Genomic DNA, 20,905 nt, shown 5'->3' with positions numbered 1-20,905 from the left:
GCACCGTCCCGGTTCGGCGCGCGCCGCGCGTCACGCGCGTTCGGAGGGGTCGGTCTTGCGCGCGGTGCCGCGGATCTCGGGCGCGAGCTGCGCGAAGATCCACGCGGATGCGGCCGTGATGATCCCGACGCAGATGAACGTCGCATGGAACGCGGGCAGCGTGTTGCTCGGCGTCACGGTGCGCAGCATGCCGGTGAACGTCGCGAGCAGCGCGCCCGCGACCGTGACGCCGAGGCTCATCGACAGCATCTGCACGAGCGAGAACAGGCTGTTGCCGCTGCTCGCGCCGCCGGTGCCGAGATCCTTCAGCGTCAGCGTGTTCATCGCGGTGAACTGCATCGAGTTGAAGCCGCCGAACAGCGCGAGATGCACGACCTTCACCCAGACGGGCACCGTGTCGCGCATCAGCGCGAAACTCGCCATCATCACCCCGACCATGATCGTGTTCGCGAGCAGCACCTTGCGGTAGCCGTGCTGCGTGATCAGGCGCGTGATGATCCGCTTCGAGAACATCCCGGCCGCCGCCACCGGCAGCATCATCAGCCCGGCCTCGAACGCCGAGTAGCCGAGGCTCACCTGCAGCAGCAGCGGGATCAGGTACGGCATCGCGCCGCTGCCGATCCGCGCGAACAGGTTGCCGAGCAGCCCGACGCTGAACGTGTGGATCCTGAACAGTTCGAGCGAGAAGATCGGCTGCGGCGCGCGCACCGCATACAGCCCGTACGCGACGAAGCATGCGAGGCTCAGGATCAGCAGCACGAGTACGGCCGCGTGCTGCATCCCGAGATCGGCGAGCCCGTCGAGCGACAGCGAGATCGCGATCATGCCGATCGTCAGCAGCAGATAACCCTTCAGGTCGAAGCGGCCGACGGCCGGGTTGCGGGAATCGGGCATCGAATAGAAGGTCGCGATGCAGCCCGCGACGCCGACCGGCACGTTGATCAGGAAGATCCAGTGCCACGACGCAATCTTCACGAGCCAGCCGCCGAGCGTCGGCCCGATCAGCGGGCCGATCAGGCCGGGGATCGCGACGAACGACAGCGCGGACAGGTAGCGTTCGGCTGGAAAGGTACGCAGCACCGCGAGCCGCCCGACCGGCAGCAGCATCGCGCCGCCGACCCCCTGCACGACGCGGAACGCGACGAGCTGCGTCAGCGTATGCGCGTTCGCGCACAGCAGCGAGCCGAGCGAGAACACCAGGATCGCGCTGAAGAACACGCGCCGCGTGCCGAACGTGTCGGCGAGCCAGCCCGACACCGGGATCATCACCGCCATCGTCAGCGAGTACGCGATCACGACCGACTGCATCCGCAGCGGCGATTCGCCGAGGCTCGCGGCCATCGACGGCAGCGCCGTGTTGACGATGGTCGAATCGAGCGTCTGCATGAAGAAGCCCGTCGCAACGAGCCAGAGCATCACGGTGAGGTTCTTTTCGCCGGGGGCGACGGCGGGCGGGCGTTGGAACATGTAGGCGGGCGGTGGCGCGGGACAGCCGACATTGTAGGGAAAGCCGCCGTGCCGTGCAGGTTCGGCGCGGGGTGCGGCACCCGGCCCGCCGGCCGGCGGATGCCCGTCCGTCCACTGACCAGTACAGTTCAGTCGAAAGTGTCTGCAGGCGTATCTGTCCGTGTGCTGCCACTGTCCGAAATACTGGTGCCATCGAACCCGTGCGACCAGGAGGCTGCCATGCGTGAACTGCGACTTTACGTGATCGAAGGCGACGAGCCGGCCGGGCGGTGGCGGATCGTCGATCGCACCGCACTGCAGGTGGCCGAGGGCGAAGCATGGGTGACGATCGAGGGCCGGCCCGACGATCACTGGCTCGGCGTCGGCGATTCGCTGACGTTCATGCCCGGCATGCGCGTGTGGGTCAGCGCGGGGCCGCACGGCGCGACGTTCGCGTTCGGTCCGCTCGCGGTGCCGGCCACGCGAGCCGCGCAGGCGTGGTGGCGGCCGCTCGTCGCGTGGCGCGACGGCCGCCGTCACGCGGCCGCGTCGCTGCCGACGTAGCGGGCGCGGGGCCGGATCAGCTTCCCGTCCGCGTACTGCTCGAGCGCGTGTGCGATCCAGCCGGCCGTGCGGCCGGCCGCGAACAGCGTGAACGCCGCGCCGTCCGGCAGCGCGAGCGTACGCTCCAGCACCGCGAGCGCGAAATCTATCGCCGGCCGCAGGCCCGTCGCCGCTTCGACGCGTGAGGCGAGCGCGCGTGCCGCTTGCAGAGCGGGGCGGTCGGGAGCCGCGGCGTGCAGCGCGTCCAGCAGCGCCACTGCGCGCGGGTCGCCGTCGGGATAGAGCGGGTGCGCGAAGCCGGACAGTGCCGTGCGCCCGCCGTCCGCACGTTCGTCGTGCGCAAGCCGCAGCGCGAGGTAGCGGTCGAGGTCGGCGGCGCGGGCCGCTTCGTCGAGCAGTGTGCCCGCGCGGAACGTCTCGCCGCCGTGGCGCGGCCCCGACAGCGCCGCGAGTCCGCCCGCGATCGCGCCGAACAGGTGCGTGCCGGTCGATGCGATGCAGCGCACCGCAAAGGTCGACGGATTCAGTTCGTGATCGGCGCACAGCACGAGCGCACGGCGCAGCAAGTCGACTTCGGCACGCCGGCGCACGCGCCACGCGGTGGCCAGCTGCCGGTGCACGGGCGTGTCGCCCGGTGCGATGCCGGCGAGCGCGGCCGTGGCGACACGCAGCAGCAGCGTGGCCGAATCGAGCTGCGCGTCGCGCCCCTGCGCCCACAGGCGCGGCAGCGATGCGGCCGCCGCGGGCAGCAGCACCAGCGTGCGTTCGAGCGGCGCGAGATGCGCCCAGCGGCGCGCCCAGTCGTCCCACTGCGCGGCGTCGAAACCGGTCGACGCGAGCGACGCGGCGGCAAGCCGTGCGGGCGGACAGTCCCAGAGCCTCGCAGCCGTTTCTTCGAGTGTCGCATCGTCGGCAAGCGCGATCGCATCGGCGCCGCGGTAGCGCAGGCGGCCGTCGGCGATCTGCGTGATGCGCGATTCGAGCACCGGCACGCCCCAGTCGAGCGAACGCTCGGCGACGCCGCCCGCGCGTTTCGCGTCGGCGCGGCGGCGCGCGAGCAGGCGCACCTCCTCCGCGTCGTAGCAGCGGCGCTTGGTCGTGCCGTCGGGCAGCGAGCGCAGCAGGCCGCGGCTCACATACGCATAAAGGGTGCTCACACTGATACCGAGGATGCCGGAGGCTTCCTGCGCGCTGAGGGAGGTCATGCCGATCGCTCCTGTCGGAGCGCATGAAGGGCGGCTCCGCTACAACTATTCGTTATGTATTGATTCGCGCAATCAAGATTGATCGCGCCTGTCGCGAATTCTAGACTCGATTTCGTCTCCACTACCGCACGCATCCCGCCATGACACCCGAACTCGCATTGACGCATCTGTGGCAACTCGCACACGGCGACCCCGACGCGCTCGCTCGCGCGACCGTGACGGGGCAGGACCCGACACTACCGTCGACGTTCCACGTCGGCACGCTCGCTGCCGCGACGATCGCGGCAGCCGGGCTCGCGGCGGCCGAATGCCATCGGCTTCGCACGGGCGTCGCGCAATCCGTCGACGTATCGGTGCGCGACGCGCTGGTCGCGTTCCGCAGCGAACGTTACCTGCGTGTGGACGACGGCCCGCCGCCGGAGCTGCGCCATCCGGTGACGGGCTTCTTCGAGACGGGCGACGGGCGCTGGATTCAACTGCACGCGAACTTCCCGCATCACCTGCACGGGATCCTCGACGTGCTCGGCTGCGGCGCGCAGCCGGCCGACGTCGCTGCGGCGATCCGCACGTGGGACGGCACGGCGCTCGATACCGCGCTGGCCGAAGCCGGCCTGTGCGCGGCATTGATCAGAACCCCTGAAGAATGGGCGGCGCACGAACAGGCGCGTGCCATCGCGTCACTGCCGTTGTTCGAGATCGAGCGGATCGGCGACGCGCCGGTCGAGCCGATCGGCCGCGGCAAAGCCGGCCAGCCGCTCGCCGGCGTGCGCGTGCTCGATCTCACGCGCATCATCGCGGGGCCGGTCGCGGGCCGCACGCTGGCGTCGCACGGCGCGCAGACGCTGCTCGTCAACGGCCCGCACCTGCCGAACATCGCGCCGCTCGTGATCGACAACGGGCGTGGCAAGCGTTCGACGTGGATCGACCTGCGCGATGCGGCGGGTGTCGATACGCTGCACGCGCTCGCGCGCGACGCGGATGTATTCCTGCAGTCGTACCGGCCCGGCGCGCTCGCGGCGCGTGGTTTCGCGCCGCAGACGCTGGCGCAACTGCGGCCCGGCATCGTGTGCGTGTCGGTGTCCGCGTACGGGCACGCGGGGCCGTGGGCGAAGCGGCGTGGCTTCGACAGCCTCGTGCAGTCGGCGAGCGGGATCGCGTGGCAGGAGCAGCAGGCCGCGCATGCGGACGGGCCGCGCCATCTGCCGTGCCAGGCGCTCGATCATGCGACGGGCTATCTCGCGGCGTTCGGCGCGATGATCGCGCTCGCGCGCCGGGCACGCGAAGGGGGCAGTTGGCATGTGCGGCTGTCGCTCGCACAGACGGGGCGCTGGCTGCAGTCGTTCGGTGCGGTGCCGGACGGCCTGCATGCGCCCGATCTCGCGGCCGCCGACGTGCGCGACCGGATCGACCGCACGGCGTCGCCGTTCGGCATGATCGACGCGGTGCGGCCGGCCGAGCGGTTGTCGGCGACGCCGCCGTCGTTTGCGTGCCCGCCCGTGCCGCTCGGCACCGACGAGGCGCGCTGGCTGTGAGCGCCGGCGGCGCGGTGGGCGTTACTTGCGCAGCTCGACGACGAAGTCGTAGTAGTCGTTGCGGCAGTACGTATCGGTCAGTTCGATCGCGCGCTGGTCCGACGTATAGCCGATCCGCGTGATCAGCAGCAGCGCGTCGTGTGGCGCGATGCCCATCTGTTCGGCGATCTCGTCGGTCGCGTTGACCGCGCGGAAATGCTGGAGCGCGCGCACGATCGGCGTGCCGCGCGCTTCGAGATAGCTGTACAGCGAACCGCCGATGGCCTGCGGATCGGGAATCAGCGTGGCGGGGAACGTCGAGTTCTCGACGGCCATCACGATGCCGTCGGCGAGGCGCAGGCGTTTCAGGCGTGTAACCGATGCGGCGGGCGACAGCCCGAGCTGGATGACCTCGTCGCGGTTCGCGGGCTGGATCTCGCGCGCAATCCACTGCGAGCTCGGCTTGAAGCCGCGGCGTTCGAGCATTTCGCTGAAGCTCGACAGCCGCGACAGCGGATCCTCGTAGCGCGGCTGGATGAAGTTGCCCGCGCCCTGCGTGCGGCGGATCAAGCCTTGCTCGACCAGCAGCGCGATCGCCTTGCGCGCGGTGATGCGCGACACGCCGAGCGCGTCGGACAACACGCGTTCCGAAGGCAGCGCCTCGCCAGCCGTCCAGCGGTTGTCGTGGATCGCGTCACCGAGCTTGCGGGCGAGCTGCAGGTAGAGCGGCGTGTCGTTGTCGGGGTCGGGGCGCAGGTCCTGCCAGCGGTCGTCCGTGGGTGACTTCATGGGGTGGGTATCGATCAGGTTGCGGCCATTCTAAGTCATCATGCGGCGCCGTTATAGCCGGTTTTTGCCGTGCAATAGGTGGCCGCGGTGCCGATTGACTACACTGATGCGTCGTATTCCATGCTTCGGCCGCAGTACGCGGCCACGAATCCGCAACGAGGAACGCATGACAGACACGATCGCCACGGTCGTCCTGCCGGACGGCGAGACGATTCCGAAGCTCGGCCAGGGCACCTGGGAAATGGGCGAGCGGCCGGCCCGCCGCGCGGACGAGATCGCTGCGCTGCGCGAGGGCGTCGAACTCGGGATGACGTTGGTCGACACCGCCGAAATGTACGGCGACGGCGCGACCGAGACGCTCGTTGGCGAGGCGCTCGCGGGTTTGCGCGACGACGTGTTCCTCGTCAGCAAGGTCTATCCGCACCATGCGAGCCGGCGCGGTGTCGTCGCTGCGTGCGACGCGAGCCTCAAGCGGCTGCGTACCGATCGCCTCGACCTGTACCTGCTGCACTGGCGCGGCTCGGTGCCGCTCGCGGAGACGGTCGAAGGCTTCGAGACGTTGCGGCGCGCGGGCAAGATCCGTCACTGGGGCGTCAGCAACTTCGATACGGCCGACATGGCCGAACTCGTCGATGAGGCGGGCGGCGATGCATGCGCGACCAACCAGATCCTCTACAACATCGCGCGGCGCGGACCGGAATTCGACCTGCTGCCGTGGCTTGCCGAACACCGGATGCCGGCGATGGCGTACAGCCCGGTCGATCACGGGCGGCTGCCGAAGCGCTCGCCGCTCGACGAGATCGCGCGGCAGCGCGGCGTGTCGGTGATGCGCGTCGCGCTGGCGTGGGTGCTTGCGCAACCGGGTGTCTTCGCGATCCCGAAGGCGTCGCGAATCGAACATGTGCGCGACAACCGCGCCGCGCTCGATTTCGTGTTGAGCGATGATGAGCGCGCGCAGCTTGACGCGTACTTCCGTCCGCCGCGCAGCAAGCGCGCGCTCGAGATGCTCTGATCGCTCGCGGCCTGGCAACGCGCCAGGTCAGTGGTTGCCTCCGGACGATCCGCTGTTGCCGTGGCCGCCGCCATTGCCGTGGCCAGCGCCGTTGCCATTGCCTACACCGTTGGCACCGCCATTGCCGGCGCCGCCACTGCCGTTGCCATTGCCGTTGCCACCGCCGTTTCCGTGGCCGCCGTTGCCGCCGGCACCACTGCCGTTACCGTGACCGCCGTTGCTGTTGCCACCGCTGTCACCGTGGCCATTACCGTCACCTTTGCCTTGGCTGCCGGCGTTGCCGTGGCCATTGCCATCACCGTCGCCATGGCTGCCGGCGTTGCCGTGGCCATTGCCATCACCGTTGCCATGGCTGCCGCCGTTGCCGTGGCCGCTGCCATCACCGTCGCCGTGGCTGCCGCCGTTACCGTGGCCGTTGCCATCGCCGTCGCCATGGCTGCCGCCGTTACCGCGACCGTTGCCGTCACCGTTGCCATGGCTGCCGCCGTTACCGTGGCCGTTGCCATCACCGTCGCCGTGGCTACCGCCGTTACCGTGGCCGTTACCATCGCCGTTGCCATGGCTGCCGCCGTTACCGTGGCCGTTGCCATCACCGTCGCCATGACTGCCGCCGTTGCCGTGGCCGTTGCCATCACCGTCGCCGTGGCTGCCGCCGTTGCCGTGGCCGTTGCCATCACCGTCGCCGTGGCTGCCGCCGTTGCCGTGGCCGTTGCCATCACCGTCGCCGTGACCACCGCCATTGCCGTGACCACCACCATCACCGTCGCCGCCGTGGCCACCATGTCCGCCATGGCCTCCGCTGCCCGAGGTACTGCCACCCGAAGTGCCGCCACCCGAGGTACCGCCGCCCGAGGTACCGCCGCCTGAAGTGCCACCGCCCGAAGTGCCGCCGCCCGAAGTGCCGCCACCCGAGGTACCGCCACCCGAAGTACCGCCACCCGAAGTACCGCCGCCCGAAGTGCCGCCACCCGAAGTGCCGCCACCCGAAGTGCCGCCACCCGAAGTACCGCCACCCGAAGTACCGCCACCCGAAGTACCGCCGCCCGAAGTGCCGCCACCCGAGGTACCGCCACCCGAGGTACCGCCGCCCGAAGTGCCGCCACCGGAAGTACCACCGCCTGAAGTGCCGCCGCCCGAAGTGCCGCCATCGGAAGTACCGCCGCCCGAAGTGCCGCCACCCGAAGTACCGCCACCCGAAGTACCGCCACCCGAAGTACCGCCGCCCGAAGTGCCGCCACCCGAAGTACCGCCACCGGAAGTGCCGCCGCCTGAAGTACCACCACCGGAGCCACCGTTCCCTCCGCGGCTCGTGCCGCTGGTATCGCCGGACGTTGCGCCGGTCGATCCGCCGACGCCAGCAGGTCCGACAGCACCGTTCCCGCTGTTTCCGCCGCTGCCGTTGCCATTGCTGTTGCCGCTGCCGTTACCCGTCCCGCCACCACTGCCGCTCGCACCGGCTCCGTTACCGCCGCCACCACCGCCCGCATAGACGTGCGCCGCGCACGCAGCCGGATTGGCGGCGCACGACGAAGCGTCTTCGACCACCTGCATGATGGCGTCCGCGCTGGTGTCCGCATTGGCTGCGGCGTCAGGCGCCGCGTCTTGCGCGATGGCATACGAGCAGCAGCACGCGAACGCGGCTGCGGCCATCAAGGTCGCGCGATAGCACCGTCCCGCCGCGCGGAACGGCTGTCTTGTCTTGAGCATCATGGCCTCCCCATGCGCGCGATGCCTCGTAGCCGCGCGGCTAACTACGTGTGGTGCAGGGGGCCAGCAAAGATTCGTTGTCCTGTTGGCGGCCGATTGCCCTCGGACTGGCGCGTGAAGCCAGCCGCGAACGCGGATCGGCACGCGGGCCCGCCGTGCGAATCCCTATCTGCGAGATTCGTGCCACCGGCCGCTTATGCCCGTGGCGCAAGGCGAGCGCATGCCCGCGACGGCGCATGCAACGTCGTCGCGGGTGTTTTGTTTCCGAATTGAAACGTCTGAACGATGCTCAGCGTGCGGGCGCGTCGGCCGCGCGTTGCCAGCGGTGGAACAGGATCGATGCGATCCAGCAGACGAGAAACAGCGCGACGATGCCGTAGCCGATCGAGCCGAAGCGTTCGCCGAGTGCGTCGAGCGCGTCGCGCACGGGGCCCGTCAGCGCCAGCTTGTCGGCCAGCAGGCCGGCTGCCTCGATCCCGCCGATCGCAAGCGCGACGGCCGCCGACACGAACGTGATGCTCGCGTTGTAGAGCAGCTTGCGCTGCGGATCGTCCATCGCCCAGCCGTACGCGTGAATCATCAGCACGTTGTCGGTCGAGTCGATCAGCGTCATGCCGGCGGTGAACAACGCGGGAAACAGCATGACCGTATACACCGGCAGCCCCTGGCTCGCCTGCGCGGCGGCAATCGCGAGCAGGCCGATTTCGGTTGCAGTATCGAAACCGAGGCCGAACAGCACGCCGACCGGATACATGTGCCAGCTCTTCGACACGAACCGGAACAGCGGGCGCAGCAGCCGCGACACGAGTCCGGCCGGGCGATGCGCATGCGCGTCGTCGTGCGCGTGCGCCGGCGCGCCGCGATAGCGCCGCCATACGTCGCGCAGGATCATCAGGTTCACGCACGCGAGCACGAGCAGGAAGGTCGCCGACACCGCGGTGCCGATCGTGCCGCCGATCTCGCGGAACGCATCGAACCGGTCGCGCAACGCGAACGCGGTCAGCGCGATGCCGAGTGTCGCGGCGATCACGATCGTCGAATGGCCGAGCGAGAAGAACAGGCCGACGCTCACCGGACGCTGGCCGTCCTGCATCAGCTTGCGCGTCGCGACGTCGATCGCGGCGATGTGGTCGGCGTCGACGGCGTGACGCAGCCCGAGCCCGTATGCGATGGCCGCGGTGCCGAGCAGCAGCGGATGGTCGTGCAGCACCGCGAGCGCCCACAGCCAGACGGCGACGTTCGCGGCGATCAGGCCGGCATAGAGGGTCAGCAGGCGGCGCAGGGCAGGGGTGGACGGCATCGGGACGGTTCCATCTGACGAATCGCGAGGCATTGTGGCATGCGAAAAAAACGCCTGGCATGCCGATCAAAAATGCCGCGCGTGGCCCGCATCGATCCGTCCGGAGGACGAAAAAAAGCCCGTCCGGAACCGGACGGGCCTGTGGCTGGGCGCGAACGCCCGGCGCTTACTTCGTCTTCGCGTTGATCACGCCTTCCGATACGTTGGCCGGCGTTTCCGCGTAGTGCTTGAACTCCATCGAGTAGGTCGCGCGGCCCTGCGTCGCCGAACGCAGCGACGTCGAATAACCGAACATCTCGGCGAGCGGCACTTCGGCGCGCACGAGCTTGCCGCCGCCGCCCGCGATGTCTTCCATCCCCTGCACGATGCCGCGCCGGCTGGACAGGTCGCCCATCACGTTGCCCATGAAATCCTCGGGCGTCTCGACCTCGACGGCCATCATCGGCTCGAGCAGCACGGGCTTCGCGCGGCGCATCGCTTCCTTGAACGCCATCGAGCCGGCCATCCGGAACGCGTTTTCGTTCGAGTCGACGTCGTGGTACGAACCGAACGTCAGGTGCACCTTCACGTCGACGACCGGGTAGCCCGCGAGCACGCCGCTCTTCAGCGTTTCGGTGATGCCCTTGTCGACGGCCGGGATGAATTCGCGCGGAATCACGCCGCCCTTGATCTCGTCGAGGAACTCGTAGCCCTTGCCCGGATTCGGCTCGAGCGTGATCACCGCGTGCCCGTACTGGCCACGGCCGCCCGACTGCTTGACGAACTTGCCGTCGACATCGGCCGCCGTCGTGCGCACCGTCTCGCGATACGCGACCTGCGGCTTGCCGACCGTCGCTTCCACGCCGAATTCACGCTTCATCCGGTCGACCAGGATTTCGAGGTGAAGCTCGCCCATCCCCGAAATGATGGTCTGGCCGGACTCTTCGTCGGTCTGCACGCGGAACGACGGATCTTCCTGGGCGAGGCGGTTCAGCGCGAGGCCCATCTTCTCCTGGTCGGCCTTCGTCTTCGGCTCGACGGCCTGCGAGATCACCGGCTCCGGGAATTCCATCTTCTCGAGGATGATCGGCTTGGCCGGATCGCACAGCGTGTCGCCCGTCGTCGCTTCCTTCAGGCCCACGGCCGCCGCGATGTCGCCCGCGCGCACTTCCTTGATTTCCTTGCGCTCGTTCGCATGCATCTGCAGGATCCGGCCGAGCCGTTCCTTCTTGTCCTTCGTCGCGTTGAGCACCGTGTCGCCCGATTCGACGACACCCGAATACACGCGGAAGAAGATCAGCTGGCCGACGAACGGGTCGGTCATGATCTTGAACGCGAGCGACGAGAACGGCTCGTCGTCGCTCGGATGACGTTCCGCCGGCTTTTCCGGGTCGTGGAAGTCGTGGCCGAGGATCGCGGGCACGTCGACCGGCGACGGCAGGTAGTCGATCACCGCGTCGAGCATCGCCTGCACGCCCTTGTTCTTGAACGCGCTGCCGCACAGCATCGGCACGATCTCGTTGGCGACCGTGCGCTTGCGCAGCGCGGCCTTGATCTCGTCCTCGGTCAGCGATTCGTGGTCGTGCAGGTACTTCTCGAGCAGTTCCTCGCTGGCTTCCGCCGCGGCCTCGACCATCTTCTCGCGCCATTCATGCGCGAGCTCGACGAGGTTCGCGGGGATCTCCTCGTACGCGAACTTCACGCCCTGGCTTTCGTCGTCCCACACGATCGCCTTCATCTTCACGAGATCGACGACACCCTGGAAATGATCTTCCGCGCCGATCGGAATCTGGATCGGCACGGCGACGCCCTTCAGGCGCTCGCCGATCTGCCGCTGCACGCGGAAGAAGTCGGCGCCGACGCGGTCCATCTTGTTGACGAACGCGATGCGCGGCACCTTGTACTTGTTCGCCTGGCGCCACACGGTTTCGGACTGCGGCTGCACGCCGCCGACCGAGTCGTACACCATGCACGCGCCATCGAGCACGCGCATCGAGCGTTCGACCTCGATCGTGAAGTCGACGTGCCCGGGGGTGTCGATGATGTTGATCCGGTGTTCCGGATAGTTGCCGGCCATGCCCTTCCAGAAGGCCGTGGTGGCGGCCGACGTGATCGTGATGCCGCGTTCCTGCTCCTGCTCCATCCAGTCCATCGTGGCCGCGCCGTCGTGCACTTCCCCGATCTTGTGGCTCACGCCGGTGTAAAACAGGATGCGCTCGGTAGTCGTGGTTTTGCCGGCATCGATGTGAGCGCTGATCCCGATATTGCGATAGCGCTCGATGGGGGTTTTGCGGGGCACGTGAACCTCCTGGTGGTTCGGATCGTAAGCGGGACGGCTGGGCCGGCCCGGGCTTGAACAAGCGAGACTTAAAGCATAGCGCTTGCGCGTGGCTTTTGCAGATGCGGCCAGCGCCGGCGGAATCAAGGCGGGCGCCGCCGCGAAGGGGCGAAAAAAAAGCCGGCGCGCAACGGGCGGCCGGCTTCGGTCGGTGCGCGGCGCAAGGCCGCGGCAATCGCCGTTACTGGGCGTTCGGCAGGCCGTCGAGCTTCATGCCGGGCTTGATGCCCTTCGCCGCGAACCAGCCCTTGCTCATTTCGAGCGCATAAACACCGTTGTTGCGCGGGCAGTGGTTGTCGGTCGTCTCCGCCCGCATCTCGTCGATGTCGGTGATCGTGCCGTCCGCGCGAATGAACGCGATCGACAGCGGGATCAGCGTGTTCTTCATCCAGAAGCAGTGCACGGCATTCTCGTTGAATACGAACAGCATGCCTTCGTTCGGCGCGAGCTGCGAACGGTACATCAGCCCCTGTTCGCGGTCGGCGTCGTTCGCGGCGACGGCCGCGTCGATCACATACATGCCGGCGCGCAGCTTCACGCGCGGAAACTCGCTCGGCTGCTTGGCGCCCGGCGGCATCTGCGCGCTGGCGGCCTGCATGCCGAGCGCGAGGACGGCCAGCGCGGCGGGAAACACGGCGGCACGCGCAAGGCGGCCGAGCGACGAACGCAGGGAGAATTGCACAGCAAGGCTCCTATCTGGAAAACGAGACCCGCATGGTACGCGAAGCACGCGGGCGGGCACAAAAAGAAAAAGGCAGATCGCCTTGCGGTGACCTGCCTTTCAACGCCGTAAGAACGGCAAGACTGCGTGTTCTTGACTGCGTTATTACAACTAGCTTGCTTAGTTCGAAGCAGCTGCCGGGGCTTCGGCTTCGCTTGCAGCCTTCTTCGAAGCGTGGTGCTTCTTAGCTGCGTGGTGCTTCTTGTGCGTTGCCTTCTTAGCCGGTGCCGAAGCAGCTTCTGCCGGAGCAGCAGCAGCCGGAGCGGCCGGAGCCGAAGCTTGTGCGAAAGCAGCCGTTGCGAAGAGACCAGCGACCAGAGCGGCGATCAGTTTGTTCATGTTGTGTTCCTCAGCTTTAGTTAATTAACCAAATGACCCGGCATAGGAGTCATGACGTCTAACGGTGCCATCCACCTTTCGGTTGACAGACGCTCCAAGAAATTTCTCTTTGCGCTGCGGGCGCCGAATCGTATTCGAAGAAAACGTCGCTTTCGTGACGCAAACACGGGTTCGGCTGCCAATGCCGGATAGCTAAGGTTGGCATCTGCGTGGTTTAACGCGCGATCTTCGCAGGCGGTTGACGAAAAAGATGACGAAAAAATCGCGCGTCCCGAATCCGTCATCCGGCGTGCGCGAAACCGTCCCACGGCGCGCGCGGCGGCAGCGCGATTGTTTCGCCCGGTGCAATACCGAGCGCAAATATATCGAGTGAGCCGATGCCGACGCGCACCAGACGCAACGTCGGGAAGCCGACGGCCGCCGTCATCCGGCGCACCTGCCGATTCTTGCCTTCGGTGATCGCGAGCTCGATCCACGTCGTCGGGATCGCGGCGCGGTAGCGGATCGGCGGGTTGCGCGGCCACAGCGTGTCGGGCGGTTCGATGAATTCGGCGCGGCACGGACGCGTCACGTAGTCGCCGAGATCGACGCCGCGCGCGAGCGCCTTCAGGTCGGCGGGGCCGGGCGCGCCCTCGACCTGCGCCCAGTAGCGCTTGACGAGCTTGTGGCGCGGTTCCGCGATGCGCGCCTGCAGCGCGCCGTCGTCGGTGAGCAGCAGCAGCCCCTCGCTGTCCGCGTCCAGGCGGCCGGCCGCATAGACGCCGGGCGTTTTGACCCAGTCGCCGAGCGACGGCCGCGTCTCGTGCGCGGAAAACTGGCAAATCGTGCCGAACGGCTTGTTGAGGGCGATCAGGTTCATGGCAGGGCGGCCGCCCGGCGCGCCGCGGGAAGCGGGGTGGGCGGTCTATGGCAAATGGCGGAATCTTAATGCATAATACGGAACGGCAAGTCCTCTGTCTTATATAAGACATAAGTGAGGTCTTGATACGCAGTGCCGCGCTTCATGCCGAAGTGCCCGGTTGGGGCGCTAGAATAGCGGCTCGCTGTTGCCGTCACGGGGTGGCCATGCCGCGCCCCCGCCGCGCGCGCAGCTTCGACCAGCATCACCTGCTCAGCCACGTCACTGGAGTCGATCATGCCGTATCAGCACATCAAGGTTCCGGAAGGCGGTGACAAGATCACCGTTAACAAGGACTTCTCGCTCAACGTTTCCGATCAGCCGATCATTCCCTATATCGAAGGCGACGGTACGGGCTTCGATATCACGCCGGTCATGATCAAGGTCGTCGATGCGGCGGTCGCGCATGCCTACAAGGGCCAGCGCAAGATCCACTGGATGGAGATTTTCGCGGGCGAGAAGGCGACGAAGGTGTACGGTCCGGACGTGTGGCTCCCGGACGAAACGCTGCAGGTGCTGAAGGAATACGTGGTGTCGATCAAGGGGCCGCTCACGACCCCGGTCGGTGGCGGCATCCGTTCGCTGAACGTCGCGCTGCGCCAGGAACTCGATCTCTACGTGTGCCTGCGCCCGGTCCAGTACTTCAAGGGCGTGCCGTCGCCGGTGCGCGAGCCGCAGAAGATCGACATGGTGATCTTCCGCGAGAACTCGGAAGACATCTACGCGGGCATCGAATGGGCCGCGGGCTCCGAGCAGGCGAAGAAGGTGATCAAGTTCCTGCAGGACGAGATGGGCGTGAAGAAGATCCGCTTCCCGGAAACCTCGGGGATCGGCGTCAAGCCCGTGTCGACCGAAGGCACCGAGCGTCTCGTGCGCAAGGCGATCCAGTACGCGATCGACAACGATCGCAAGTCGGTCACGCTGGTGCACAAGGGCAACATCATGAAGTTCACGGAAGGCCTGTTCCGTGACGCCGGTTACGCGCTCGCGCAGAAGGAATTCGGCGGCGAGCTGATCGACGGCGGCCCGTGGATGCGCGTGAAGAACCCGAGGACGGGCAACGAGATCGTGATCAAGGATTCGATCGCCGACGCGTTCCTGCAGCAGATCCTGCTGCGTCCGGCCGAATACGACGTGATCGCGACGCTGAACCTGAACGGCGACTACATCTCCGACGCGCTGGCCGCGCAGGTCGGCGGCATCGGGATCGCGCCGGGCGCGAACCTGTCGGATTCGGTCGCGATGTTCGAGGCGACGCACGGCACCGCGCCGAAGTACGCGGGCAAGGATTACGTGAACCCCGGTTCCGAGATCCTGTCGGCGGAAATGATGCTGCGCCATCTCGGCTGGACGGAAGCGGCCGACACGATCATCGCCGCGATGGAGAAGTCGATCCTGCAGAAGCGCGTCACGTATGACTTCGCGCGCCTGATGGAAGGCGCGACGCAGGTGTCGTGTTCGGGCTTCGGCGAAGTGCTGATCGAGAACATGTAAGCCCCTTGCGGGGTGGGCCGGCGCGGTTCCGGCCGCCCCGGCGCCTACTGCCGGCGCCGGGGCGTTTCGTGGATGGCAGGTTAGTTGGCAGGGCGGTCCGGCATGCGGGCCGCGGCGCCGCGATGCGGCCCGGATGCCCTGCAAGGTAGAACATGACGGCCCTCGCAACACCACCGCCCGGCTGAGCCGGCGCGCCCCTTTCGCGACCGACCCGGTCGCTCCCCGCCGGTTACCGCCGGCGCTCCTCAGTCACAATTTTCACGTAGCAACGCATCGACCATGTCCACTTCGCCCAAGATCATCTACACCCTCACCGACGAAGCGCCCGCGCTCGCGACCTATTCGCTGCTGCCGATCGTCAAGGCCTTCACGCGCTCGTCCGGCGTCGCCGTCGAAACGCGCGACATCTCGCTCGCCGGCCGCATCATCGCGGCATTCGCAGACGTCCTGCCGTCGGAGCAGAAGGGTTCCGACGATCTGGCCGAACTGGGCCAGCTCACGCTGAAGCCGGAAGCGAACATCATCAAGCTGCCGAACATCAGCGCATCGGTGCCGCAGCTCAAGGCCGCGATCGCCGAACTGCAGGCGCAGGGCTTCCAGCTGCCGGCCTATCCGGAAGATCCGTCGACGGACGAAGAGAAGGCCGTCAAGGCCCGCTACGACAAGATCAAGGGCAGCGCGGTGAACCCGGTGCTGCGCGAAGGCAACTCGGACCGCCGCGCGCCGCTGTCGGTCAAGAACTACGCACGCAAGCATCCGCACAAGATGGGCGCCTGGAAGGCGACCTCGAAGGCGCACGTCGCGCACATGAGCGAAGGCGATTTCTACGGCAGCGAGAAGTCGGCGCTGATCGCCGATGCCGGCAGCGTGAAGATCGAACTCACGACGGCCGACGGCGTGAAGAAGGTCCTGAAGGAAAAGACGGCCGTGAAGGCCGGTGAAATCATCGATGCATCGGTGATGAGCCGCAACGCGCTGCGCAGCTTCATCGAAGCGCAGATCGCCGACGCGAAGGCGCAGGACGTGCTGTTCTCGGTGCACCTGAAGGCGACCATGATGAAGGTCTCCGATCCGATCCTGTTCGGCCATTTCGTGTCGGTGTTCTACCGCGACGCGCTCGCGAAGCACGCGGACGTGCTGGCGCAGGCCGGTTTCAACCCGAACAACGGGATCGGCGACCTGTACGCGCGCCTGAAGGACCTGCCGGCCGACACGCGCGAAGCGATCGAAGCCGACATCAAGGCCGAATACGCCGTGCGCCCGCGCCTCGCGATGGTCAACTCGGACAAGGGCATCACGAACCTGCACGTGCCGAGCGACGTGATCGTCGACGCGTCGATGCCGGCGATGATTCGCGATTCGGGCGGCATGTGGGGCCCGGACGGCGCACTGTACGACGCGAAGGCCGTGATTCCGGACCGCTGCTACGCGGGTGTGTACCAGGCCGTGATCGAGGACTGCAAGCAGCACGGCGCATTCGATCCGGTCACGATGGGCAGCGTGCCGAACGTCGGCCTGATGGCGCAGGCGGCCGAAGAATACGGTTCGCACGACAAGACCTTCCAGATCCCGGCGGACGGCGTCGTGCGCGTCACCGACGAAGCCGGCAACGTGCTGCTCGAGCACGCGGTCGAGTCGGGCGACATCTGGCGCATGTGCCAGACGAAGGACGCGCCGGTGCAGGACTGGGTCAAGCTCGCGGTGAACCGCGCCCGCGCGACCGGCGCACCGGCCGTGTTCTGGCTCGACCCGGCGCGCGCGCACGATGCGCAGATCATCGCGAAGGTCGAACGCTACCTGAAGGATCACGACACCAACGGTCTCGACATCCGCGTGCTGACGCCGGTCGACGCGACGCGTTTCTCGCTCGAGCGCATCCGCGCGGGCAAGGACACGATCTCGGTTACCGGCAACGTGCTGCGCGACTACCTGACCGACCTGTTCCCGATCATGGAACTCGGCACCAGCGCGAAGATGCTGTCGATCGTGCCGCTGATGGCTGGCGGCGGGATGTTCGAAACGGGTGCGGGCGGCTCCGCGCCGAAGCACGTGCAGCAGTTCGTCGAGGAAGGTTTCCTGCGCTGGGATTCGCTCGGTGAATTCCTCGCGCTGGCCGCGTCGCTCGAACATCTCGGCCACGCTTACCAGAACCCGAAGGCGGTCGTGCTCGCGAAGACGCTCGACCAGGCGACCGGCAAGTTCCTGGACGAGAACAAGTCGCCGGCGCGCAAGGTCGGCGGCCTCGACAACCGCGGCAGCCACTTCTACCTGTGCCTGTACTGGGCGCAGGCGCTCGCCGAGCAGACCGAGGACGCCGCGCTGAAGGCGCAGTTCGAAGGCGTGGCGAAGGCGCTGTCCGACAGCGAAGCGCGCATCCTCGAGGAACTGGCGTCCGCGCAAGGCAAGGCGCAGGCGATCGGTGGCTACTATCGTCCGAACGTCGACCTGACGAGCCAGGCGATGCGCCCGAGCGCGACGCTGAACGGCATCGTCGACGCGGTCGCGTGACGCGGGCCGCGCAAGCGCGCGGGCCAATGCGTGAGTCGGCGCGGCGGGTTTTGCCGTCTGCCGCCCGACACAAAAGAAAAACGCCCCGGACGCCCGGGGCGTTTTTCGTTGCTGGCTTGCCATTCAGACGTGGACGATTTCCCACTCGGCGATTTCGTGCGGCACTTCGAGCGTCGCCGTGTCCAGTTCGGACAGTTGCTCGCAGTCGCCGCGGGAGATGTGGTCGGCCGCCACTTCGGGGCACGAGAACGCGCCGAGCAGGGCATTGCCGAACGTCGCTTCCCAGCCACCGTTACCCGGCAGGATGTAGAACGACCCGAGCGCTGAACCAAAGCGAAATCCCTTCATTTCCGTTCTCCCTTTCTGATCACAAGCGATTCTGTTGTGCCGCCCGCCGGCTCGGCCGGCTGTGGCCCGACTGGCTGCTTGCGCCGGGTTCCGTATCGAACGTCGTGGCGAAGCGTCAGTGCATGGAACAAAGTCTACGTCCGCGACCCGATCGGATGGTGCGCGTAGAGCGGCTTCTCGAAACAAAAAAATTTATTTAAAAACATGATCTTATTTTGGTCGTTTTGTATTGCGGAACGATTTTTGGCATCGCGAAACAGGAAATTTGTGCCCTGCACCACGAATTTTTACAACGCAGAGACTTGTTCCACATCGTGAAATATTGACGGGTTCGCGGATAGATGGCGTGCGGGACGCCGATGCGGGGCCGGACGGTAGGCGCCGGGCGATCGGTGGGATGCCGCAAAGGGAATGGATAAGTCAGGGTTGAACCGGCCGGCGAAGGGCAAGGCAGCGCTACTTGGAGATGGCGGTCGATGCGTGTCGGATCCGGCTGGCCACGCCGCGCCCTGCGGCGTATCGCCGCCCGGCCGACGGCGCTTTTCGGTATGGGCCTGCGGTTATGATGACGCGGGCATCAGGTTTTGCGTCGCGCATCGGCGTTTCAGCCGGCCGGCGCGGGCGTCGCGGCGGTCGCGCGACGCAGCATGGATAACGAGGAACGATTGATGATACGGAGAACCTTCCTGTCGCGCGCGATCGGTGTCGCGGCCGCATCGCTGTTCGCGCGCGCCGCGTCGGCGCAGCACGCCGGTCATGCGGGCATGGCCGGCATGGACCAGATGGACGACATGCCCGGGATGTCGGGCATGTCAGGCATGTCGGGTCACGGGCAGCACGGCAAGCCCGCGCCGGCCGCGCTCGCGGCAGCCGACGCGCTGCCGGCCGGTGCGCCGCTCGCGACGTTGCGCACGCTCGTGAACGAAAGTCGCGAGCCCGGCACGTTCCGGGCCACGCTGGTGGCGCAGCCCGTGGCGCGCCCGCTGCTGCGCGGTGCGCGGCCGACCACGTTCTGGCAGTTCGGTGCGGGTACGCAGGGGCCCGTCGTCGGTCCGCTGATCGATGTGCGCGAGGGCGACACGGTCGAGATCCGGTTCGTGAACAAGCTGCCGCAGCCGTCGACGATCCACTGGCACGGCCTGCCGGTACCGCCCGACCAGGACGGCAACCCGTCCGATCCCGTCGCGCCCGGCGCGTCGCATGTGTACCGTTTCACGCTGCCGAAGGGGAGCGCCGGCACCTACTGGTACCACCCGCATCCGCACATGATGACGGCCGAGCAGGTCTTTCGCGGGCTGGCCGGCCCGTTCATCGTGCGTGCCGCCGACGATCCGCTCGCGGGCTGGCCCGAACGCAACCTGTTCGTGTCGGACCTGAAGCTCGCACGTGACGGCACGATCGCGCCGAACGACATGATGGACTGGATGAACGGCCGCGAAGGCCAGTTCGTGCTGGTCAACGGCGCGCGCCGGCCGCGGATCGACGTCGCGGGCGACGAACGCTGGCGCGTGTGGAACGCATGCAGCGCGCGCTACCTGCGCGTCGCGTTCGACGACGGCCGCCCGTTCGAGCACGCGGGTACCGACGGCGGGCTGTTCGACGCGCCGCGCCGCGTCACGTCGCTGCTGATCGCGCCGGGCGAGCGTGCGGAGTTGCTGGTGCGCGCCGGCGATCGCGCGTCGCGCGCGGTGCTGCAGGCGGCCGAATACGATCGTCGCAAGATGGCGATGTCGCATGACGACGGTCACGGCAGCCTGCCGCCCGATCCGGCGCTGGCGCTGGCCGATGTCGCGTTCGCGCCGGCCGCGGCGCGCGCGCTGCCGGCGACGCTGCGCGCGGTGCCGCCGCTGGGCGAACCGGTCGCGCACAAGGAGGTCGCGTTCGGCGAAGAGATGGATATGGACGCGATGATGAAAAGCGCGGCGCACGGCCGCCCGGCGGGCATGCGCTTCACGATCAACGGCGAGACCTACGCGCCGCACCGCGCGACGCTGACGAGCCGCCGTGGCGACGTCGAGCGCTGGGAGATCCGCAATGCCACCGACATGGATCACCCGTTCCACCTGCACGGCACGCAGTTCCAGGTGATCGAGCGTGCGTCGGGCGGCTCGCGTACGAGCGAACCGTTCCGCGCATGGCGCGATACCGTGAACGTGCGCAGCGGCGAAACCGTGTCGATGCTCGTCACGCAAGACATTCCCGGCGAGCGCATGTTTCATTGCCATATTCTCGAACACGAGGATCTCGGCATGATGGGCACGCTGAAGGTCGTGTAACGAAATGGTGAAAGTGTTTCACGAGCCGGACTGCTATCCGATCTGCGTGCGTGACAAGACAATGCGCGTTTGATTATCGGGATTGAACGAAAAGGCCGGCCAATCGATTATCGATTGGCCGGCCTGAAAAAAAGAAACCCGGCGCAATGCGCCGGGTTTCTTCGTCCGATATCCGATGCCTTTATGCGGCCTGGATGTTCGACGCTTGCTTGCCCTTCGGTCCTTGAACGACGTCAAAGCTCACCTTCTGGCCTTCCTTCAACGTCTTGAAGCCATTCATGGTGATAGCCGAGAAGTGCGCAAACAGATCCTCACCGCCCTCGTCGGGAGTGATGAAACCGAAGCCCTTCGCGTCGTTGAACCACTTAACGATACCAGTTGCCATACCTACTTCCCCTGTCACACAGTCGCTGCTACTTACCACGAGCACGCTCGAAAAGCTAAACGACCGGAAAATGCAGCCGTTCCCC

18 protein-coding genes are annotated in these 20,905 nt (G+C 67.1%); 7 read left to right on the top strand and 11 right to left on the bottom strand.

What is annotated here, in order from left to right; translation table 11 throughout:
- Positions 1-30: 30 nt before the first annotated feature.
- Positions 31-1,467 (bottom strand): multidrug transporter subunit MdtD, encoded by a 1,437-nt coding sequence (gene mdtD / locus H3H55_RS13810; RefSeq protein WP_193098910.1) that lies wholly within the window; start codon positions 1,465-1,467, stop codon positions 31-33.
- Between the two features lie 219 nt (positions 1,468-1,686).
- Here mdtD and H3H55_RS13805 point away from each other — a divergent pair, with 219 nt between their 5' ends.
- Positions 1,687-2,010, top strand: a complete 324-nt coding sequence (locus tag H3H55_RS13805) for a DUF2917 domain-containing protein (protein ID WP_193098909.1) — start codon at positions 1,687-1,689, stop codon at positions 2,008-2,010.
- On the opposite strand, the gene H3H55_RS13800 is transcribed toward H3H55_RS13805, so the two are convergent.
- On the bottom strand, positions 1,983-3,215 hold the full coding sequence (locus H3H55_RS13800; RefSeq protein ID WP_193098908.1) for a citrate/2-methylcitrate synthase: 1,233 nt from the start codon (positions 3,213-3,215) through the stop codon (positions 1,983-1,985). The genes H3H55_RS13805 and H3H55_RS13800 overlap by 28 nt on opposite strands.
- 140 nt (positions 3,216-3,355) lie before the next feature.
- On the opposite strand from H3H55_RS13800, the gene H3H55_RS13795 reads away from it, so the two are divergent.
- On the top strand, positions 3,356-4,747 hold the full coding sequence (locus H3H55_RS13795) for a CoA transferase (RefSeq protein WP_193098907.1): 1,392 nt from the start codon (positions 3,356-3,358) through the stop codon (positions 4,745-4,747).
- Positions 4,748-4,768: 21 nt separating this feature from the next.
- Here the strand turns inward: H3H55_RS13795 and H3H55_RS13790 are convergent, their stop codons facing one another.
- On the bottom strand, positions 4,769-5,515 hold the full coding sequence (locus H3H55_RS13790) for a GntR family transcriptional regulator (protein ID WP_047898842.1): 747 nt from the start codon (positions 5,513-5,515) through the stop codon (positions 4,769-4,771).
- Positions 5,516-5,681: 166 nt separating this feature from the next.
- Here H3H55_RS13790 and H3H55_RS13785 point away from each other — a divergent pair, with 166 nt between their 5' ends.
- Positions 5,682-6,527: an aldo/keto reductase gene (locus tag H3H55_RS13785; RefSeq protein ID WP_193098906.1), complete on the top strand. Its 846-nt coding sequence runs from the start codon at positions 5,682-5,684 to the stop codon at positions 6,525-6,527.
- 60 nt (positions 6,528-6,587) lie between these two features.
- Positions 6,588-7,394 carry a hypothetical protein gene (locus H3H55_RS37745; protein WP_193098905.1) on the top strand — a complete coding sequence of 269 codons (807 nt, stop codon included), beginning with the start codon at positions 6,588-6,590 and terminating at the stop codon, positions 7,392-7,394.
- Between the two features lie 1,129 nt (positions 7,395-8,523).
- On the opposite strand, the gene H3H55_RS13775 is transcribed toward H3H55_RS37745, so the two are convergent.
- The 6 genes from H3H55_RS13775 to H3H55_RS13750 form a co-directional block, all read right to left on the bottom strand.
- Positions 8,524-9,534, bottom strand: coding sequence for a HoxN/HupN/NixA family nickel/cobalt transporter (locus H3H55_RS13775; protein WP_193098904.1), 1,011 nt, complete (start codon positions 9,532-9,534; stop codon positions 8,524-8,526).
- Between the two features lie 166 nt (positions 9,535-9,700).
- Positions 9,701-11,812: an elongation factor G gene (gene fusA, locus H3H55_RS13770; protein ID WP_129512797.1), complete on the bottom strand. Its 2,112-nt coding sequence runs from the start codon at positions 11,810-11,812 to the stop codon at positions 9,701-9,703.
- 220 nt (positions 11,813-12,032) lie between these two features.
- Positions 12,033-12,533 (bottom strand): DUF192 domain-containing protein, encoded by a 501-nt coding sequence (locus H3H55_RS13765; protein ID WP_129512796.1) that lies wholly within the window; start codon positions 12,531-12,533, stop codon positions 12,033-12,035.
- 159 nt (positions 12,534-12,692) lie between these two features.
- Positions 12,693-12,911 carry a hypothetical protein gene (locus H3H55_RS13760; RefSeq protein WP_129512795.1) on the bottom strand — a complete coding sequence of 73 codons (219 nt, stop codon included), beginning with the start codon at positions 12,909-12,911 and terminating at the stop codon, positions 12,693-12,695.
- Between the two features lie 280 nt (positions 12,912-13,191).
- Entirely contained in the window at positions 13,192-13,770 is a 579-nt protein-coding gene (locus H3H55_RS13755; RefSeq protein WP_193098903.1) for a pseudouridine synthase, read from the bottom strand.
- A 65-nt stretch (positions 13,771-13,835) separates the two neighbouring features.
- A complete protein-coding gene (locus H3H55_RS13750; RefSeq protein WP_034178830.1) occupies positions 13,836-14,048 on the bottom strand; it encodes a hypothetical protein in 213 nt (70 codons plus the stop codon).
- Here H3H55_RS13750 and icd point away from each other — a divergent pair.
- Together icd and H3H55_RS13740 are read left to right on the top strand one after the other, a co-directional pair.
- On the top strand, positions 14,047-15,303 hold the full coding sequence (gene icd, locus H3H55_RS13745; RefSeq protein WP_174390882.1) for an NADP-dependent isocitrate dehydrogenase: 1,257 nt from the start codon (positions 14,047-14,049) through the stop codon (positions 15,301-15,303). The two genes, H3H55_RS13750 and icd, sit on opposite strands and share 2 nt — an antisense overlap.
- 279 nt (positions 15,304-15,582) lie before the next feature.
- Positions 15,583-17,811 carry an NADP-dependent isocitrate dehydrogenase gene (locus H3H55_RS13740; RefSeq protein WP_193098902.1) on the top strand — a complete coding sequence of 743 codons (2,229 nt, stop codon included), beginning with the start codon at positions 15,583-15,585 and terminating at the stop codon, positions 17,809-17,811.
- A gap of 123 nt (positions 17,812-17,934) precedes the next feature.
- Here the strand turns inward: H3H55_RS13740 and H3H55_RS13735 are convergent, their stop codons facing one another.
- Positions 17,935-18,159 carry a hypothetical protein gene (locus tag H3H55_RS13735; RefSeq protein WP_006490888.1) on the bottom strand — a complete coding sequence of 75 codons (225 nt, stop codon included), beginning with the start codon at positions 18,157-18,159 and terminating at the stop codon, positions 17,935-17,937.
- Positions 18,160-18,827: 668 nt separating this feature from the next.
- On the opposite strand from H3H55_RS13735, the gene H3H55_RS13730 reads away from it, so the two are divergent.
- On the top strand, positions 18,828-20,435 hold the full coding sequence (locus H3H55_RS13730) for a multicopper oxidase family protein (protein WP_193098901.1): 1,608 nt from the start codon (positions 18,828-18,830) through the stop codon (positions 20,433-20,435).
- Between the two features lie 181 nt (positions 20,436-20,616).
- On the opposite strand, the gene H3H55_RS13725 is transcribed toward H3H55_RS13730, so the two are convergent.
- On the bottom strand, positions 20,617-20,820 hold the full coding sequence (locus tag H3H55_RS13725; RefSeq protein WP_006478030.1) for a cold-shock protein: 204 nt from the start codon (positions 20,818-20,820) through the stop codon (positions 20,617-20,619).
- Between the last annotated feature and the right edge of the window lie 85 nt (positions 20,821-20,905).

The organism is Burkholderia sp. Z1, from assembly GCF_014893795.1.
GTDB classification, from domain to species: domain Bacteria; phylum Pseudomonadota; class Gammaproteobacteria; order Burkholderiales; family Burkholderiaceae; genus Burkholderia; species Burkholderia theae.
The sequence above is the reverse complement of the archived record's forward strand: the minus strand, read 5'-3'. Positions and strand labels throughout refer to the sequence as shown.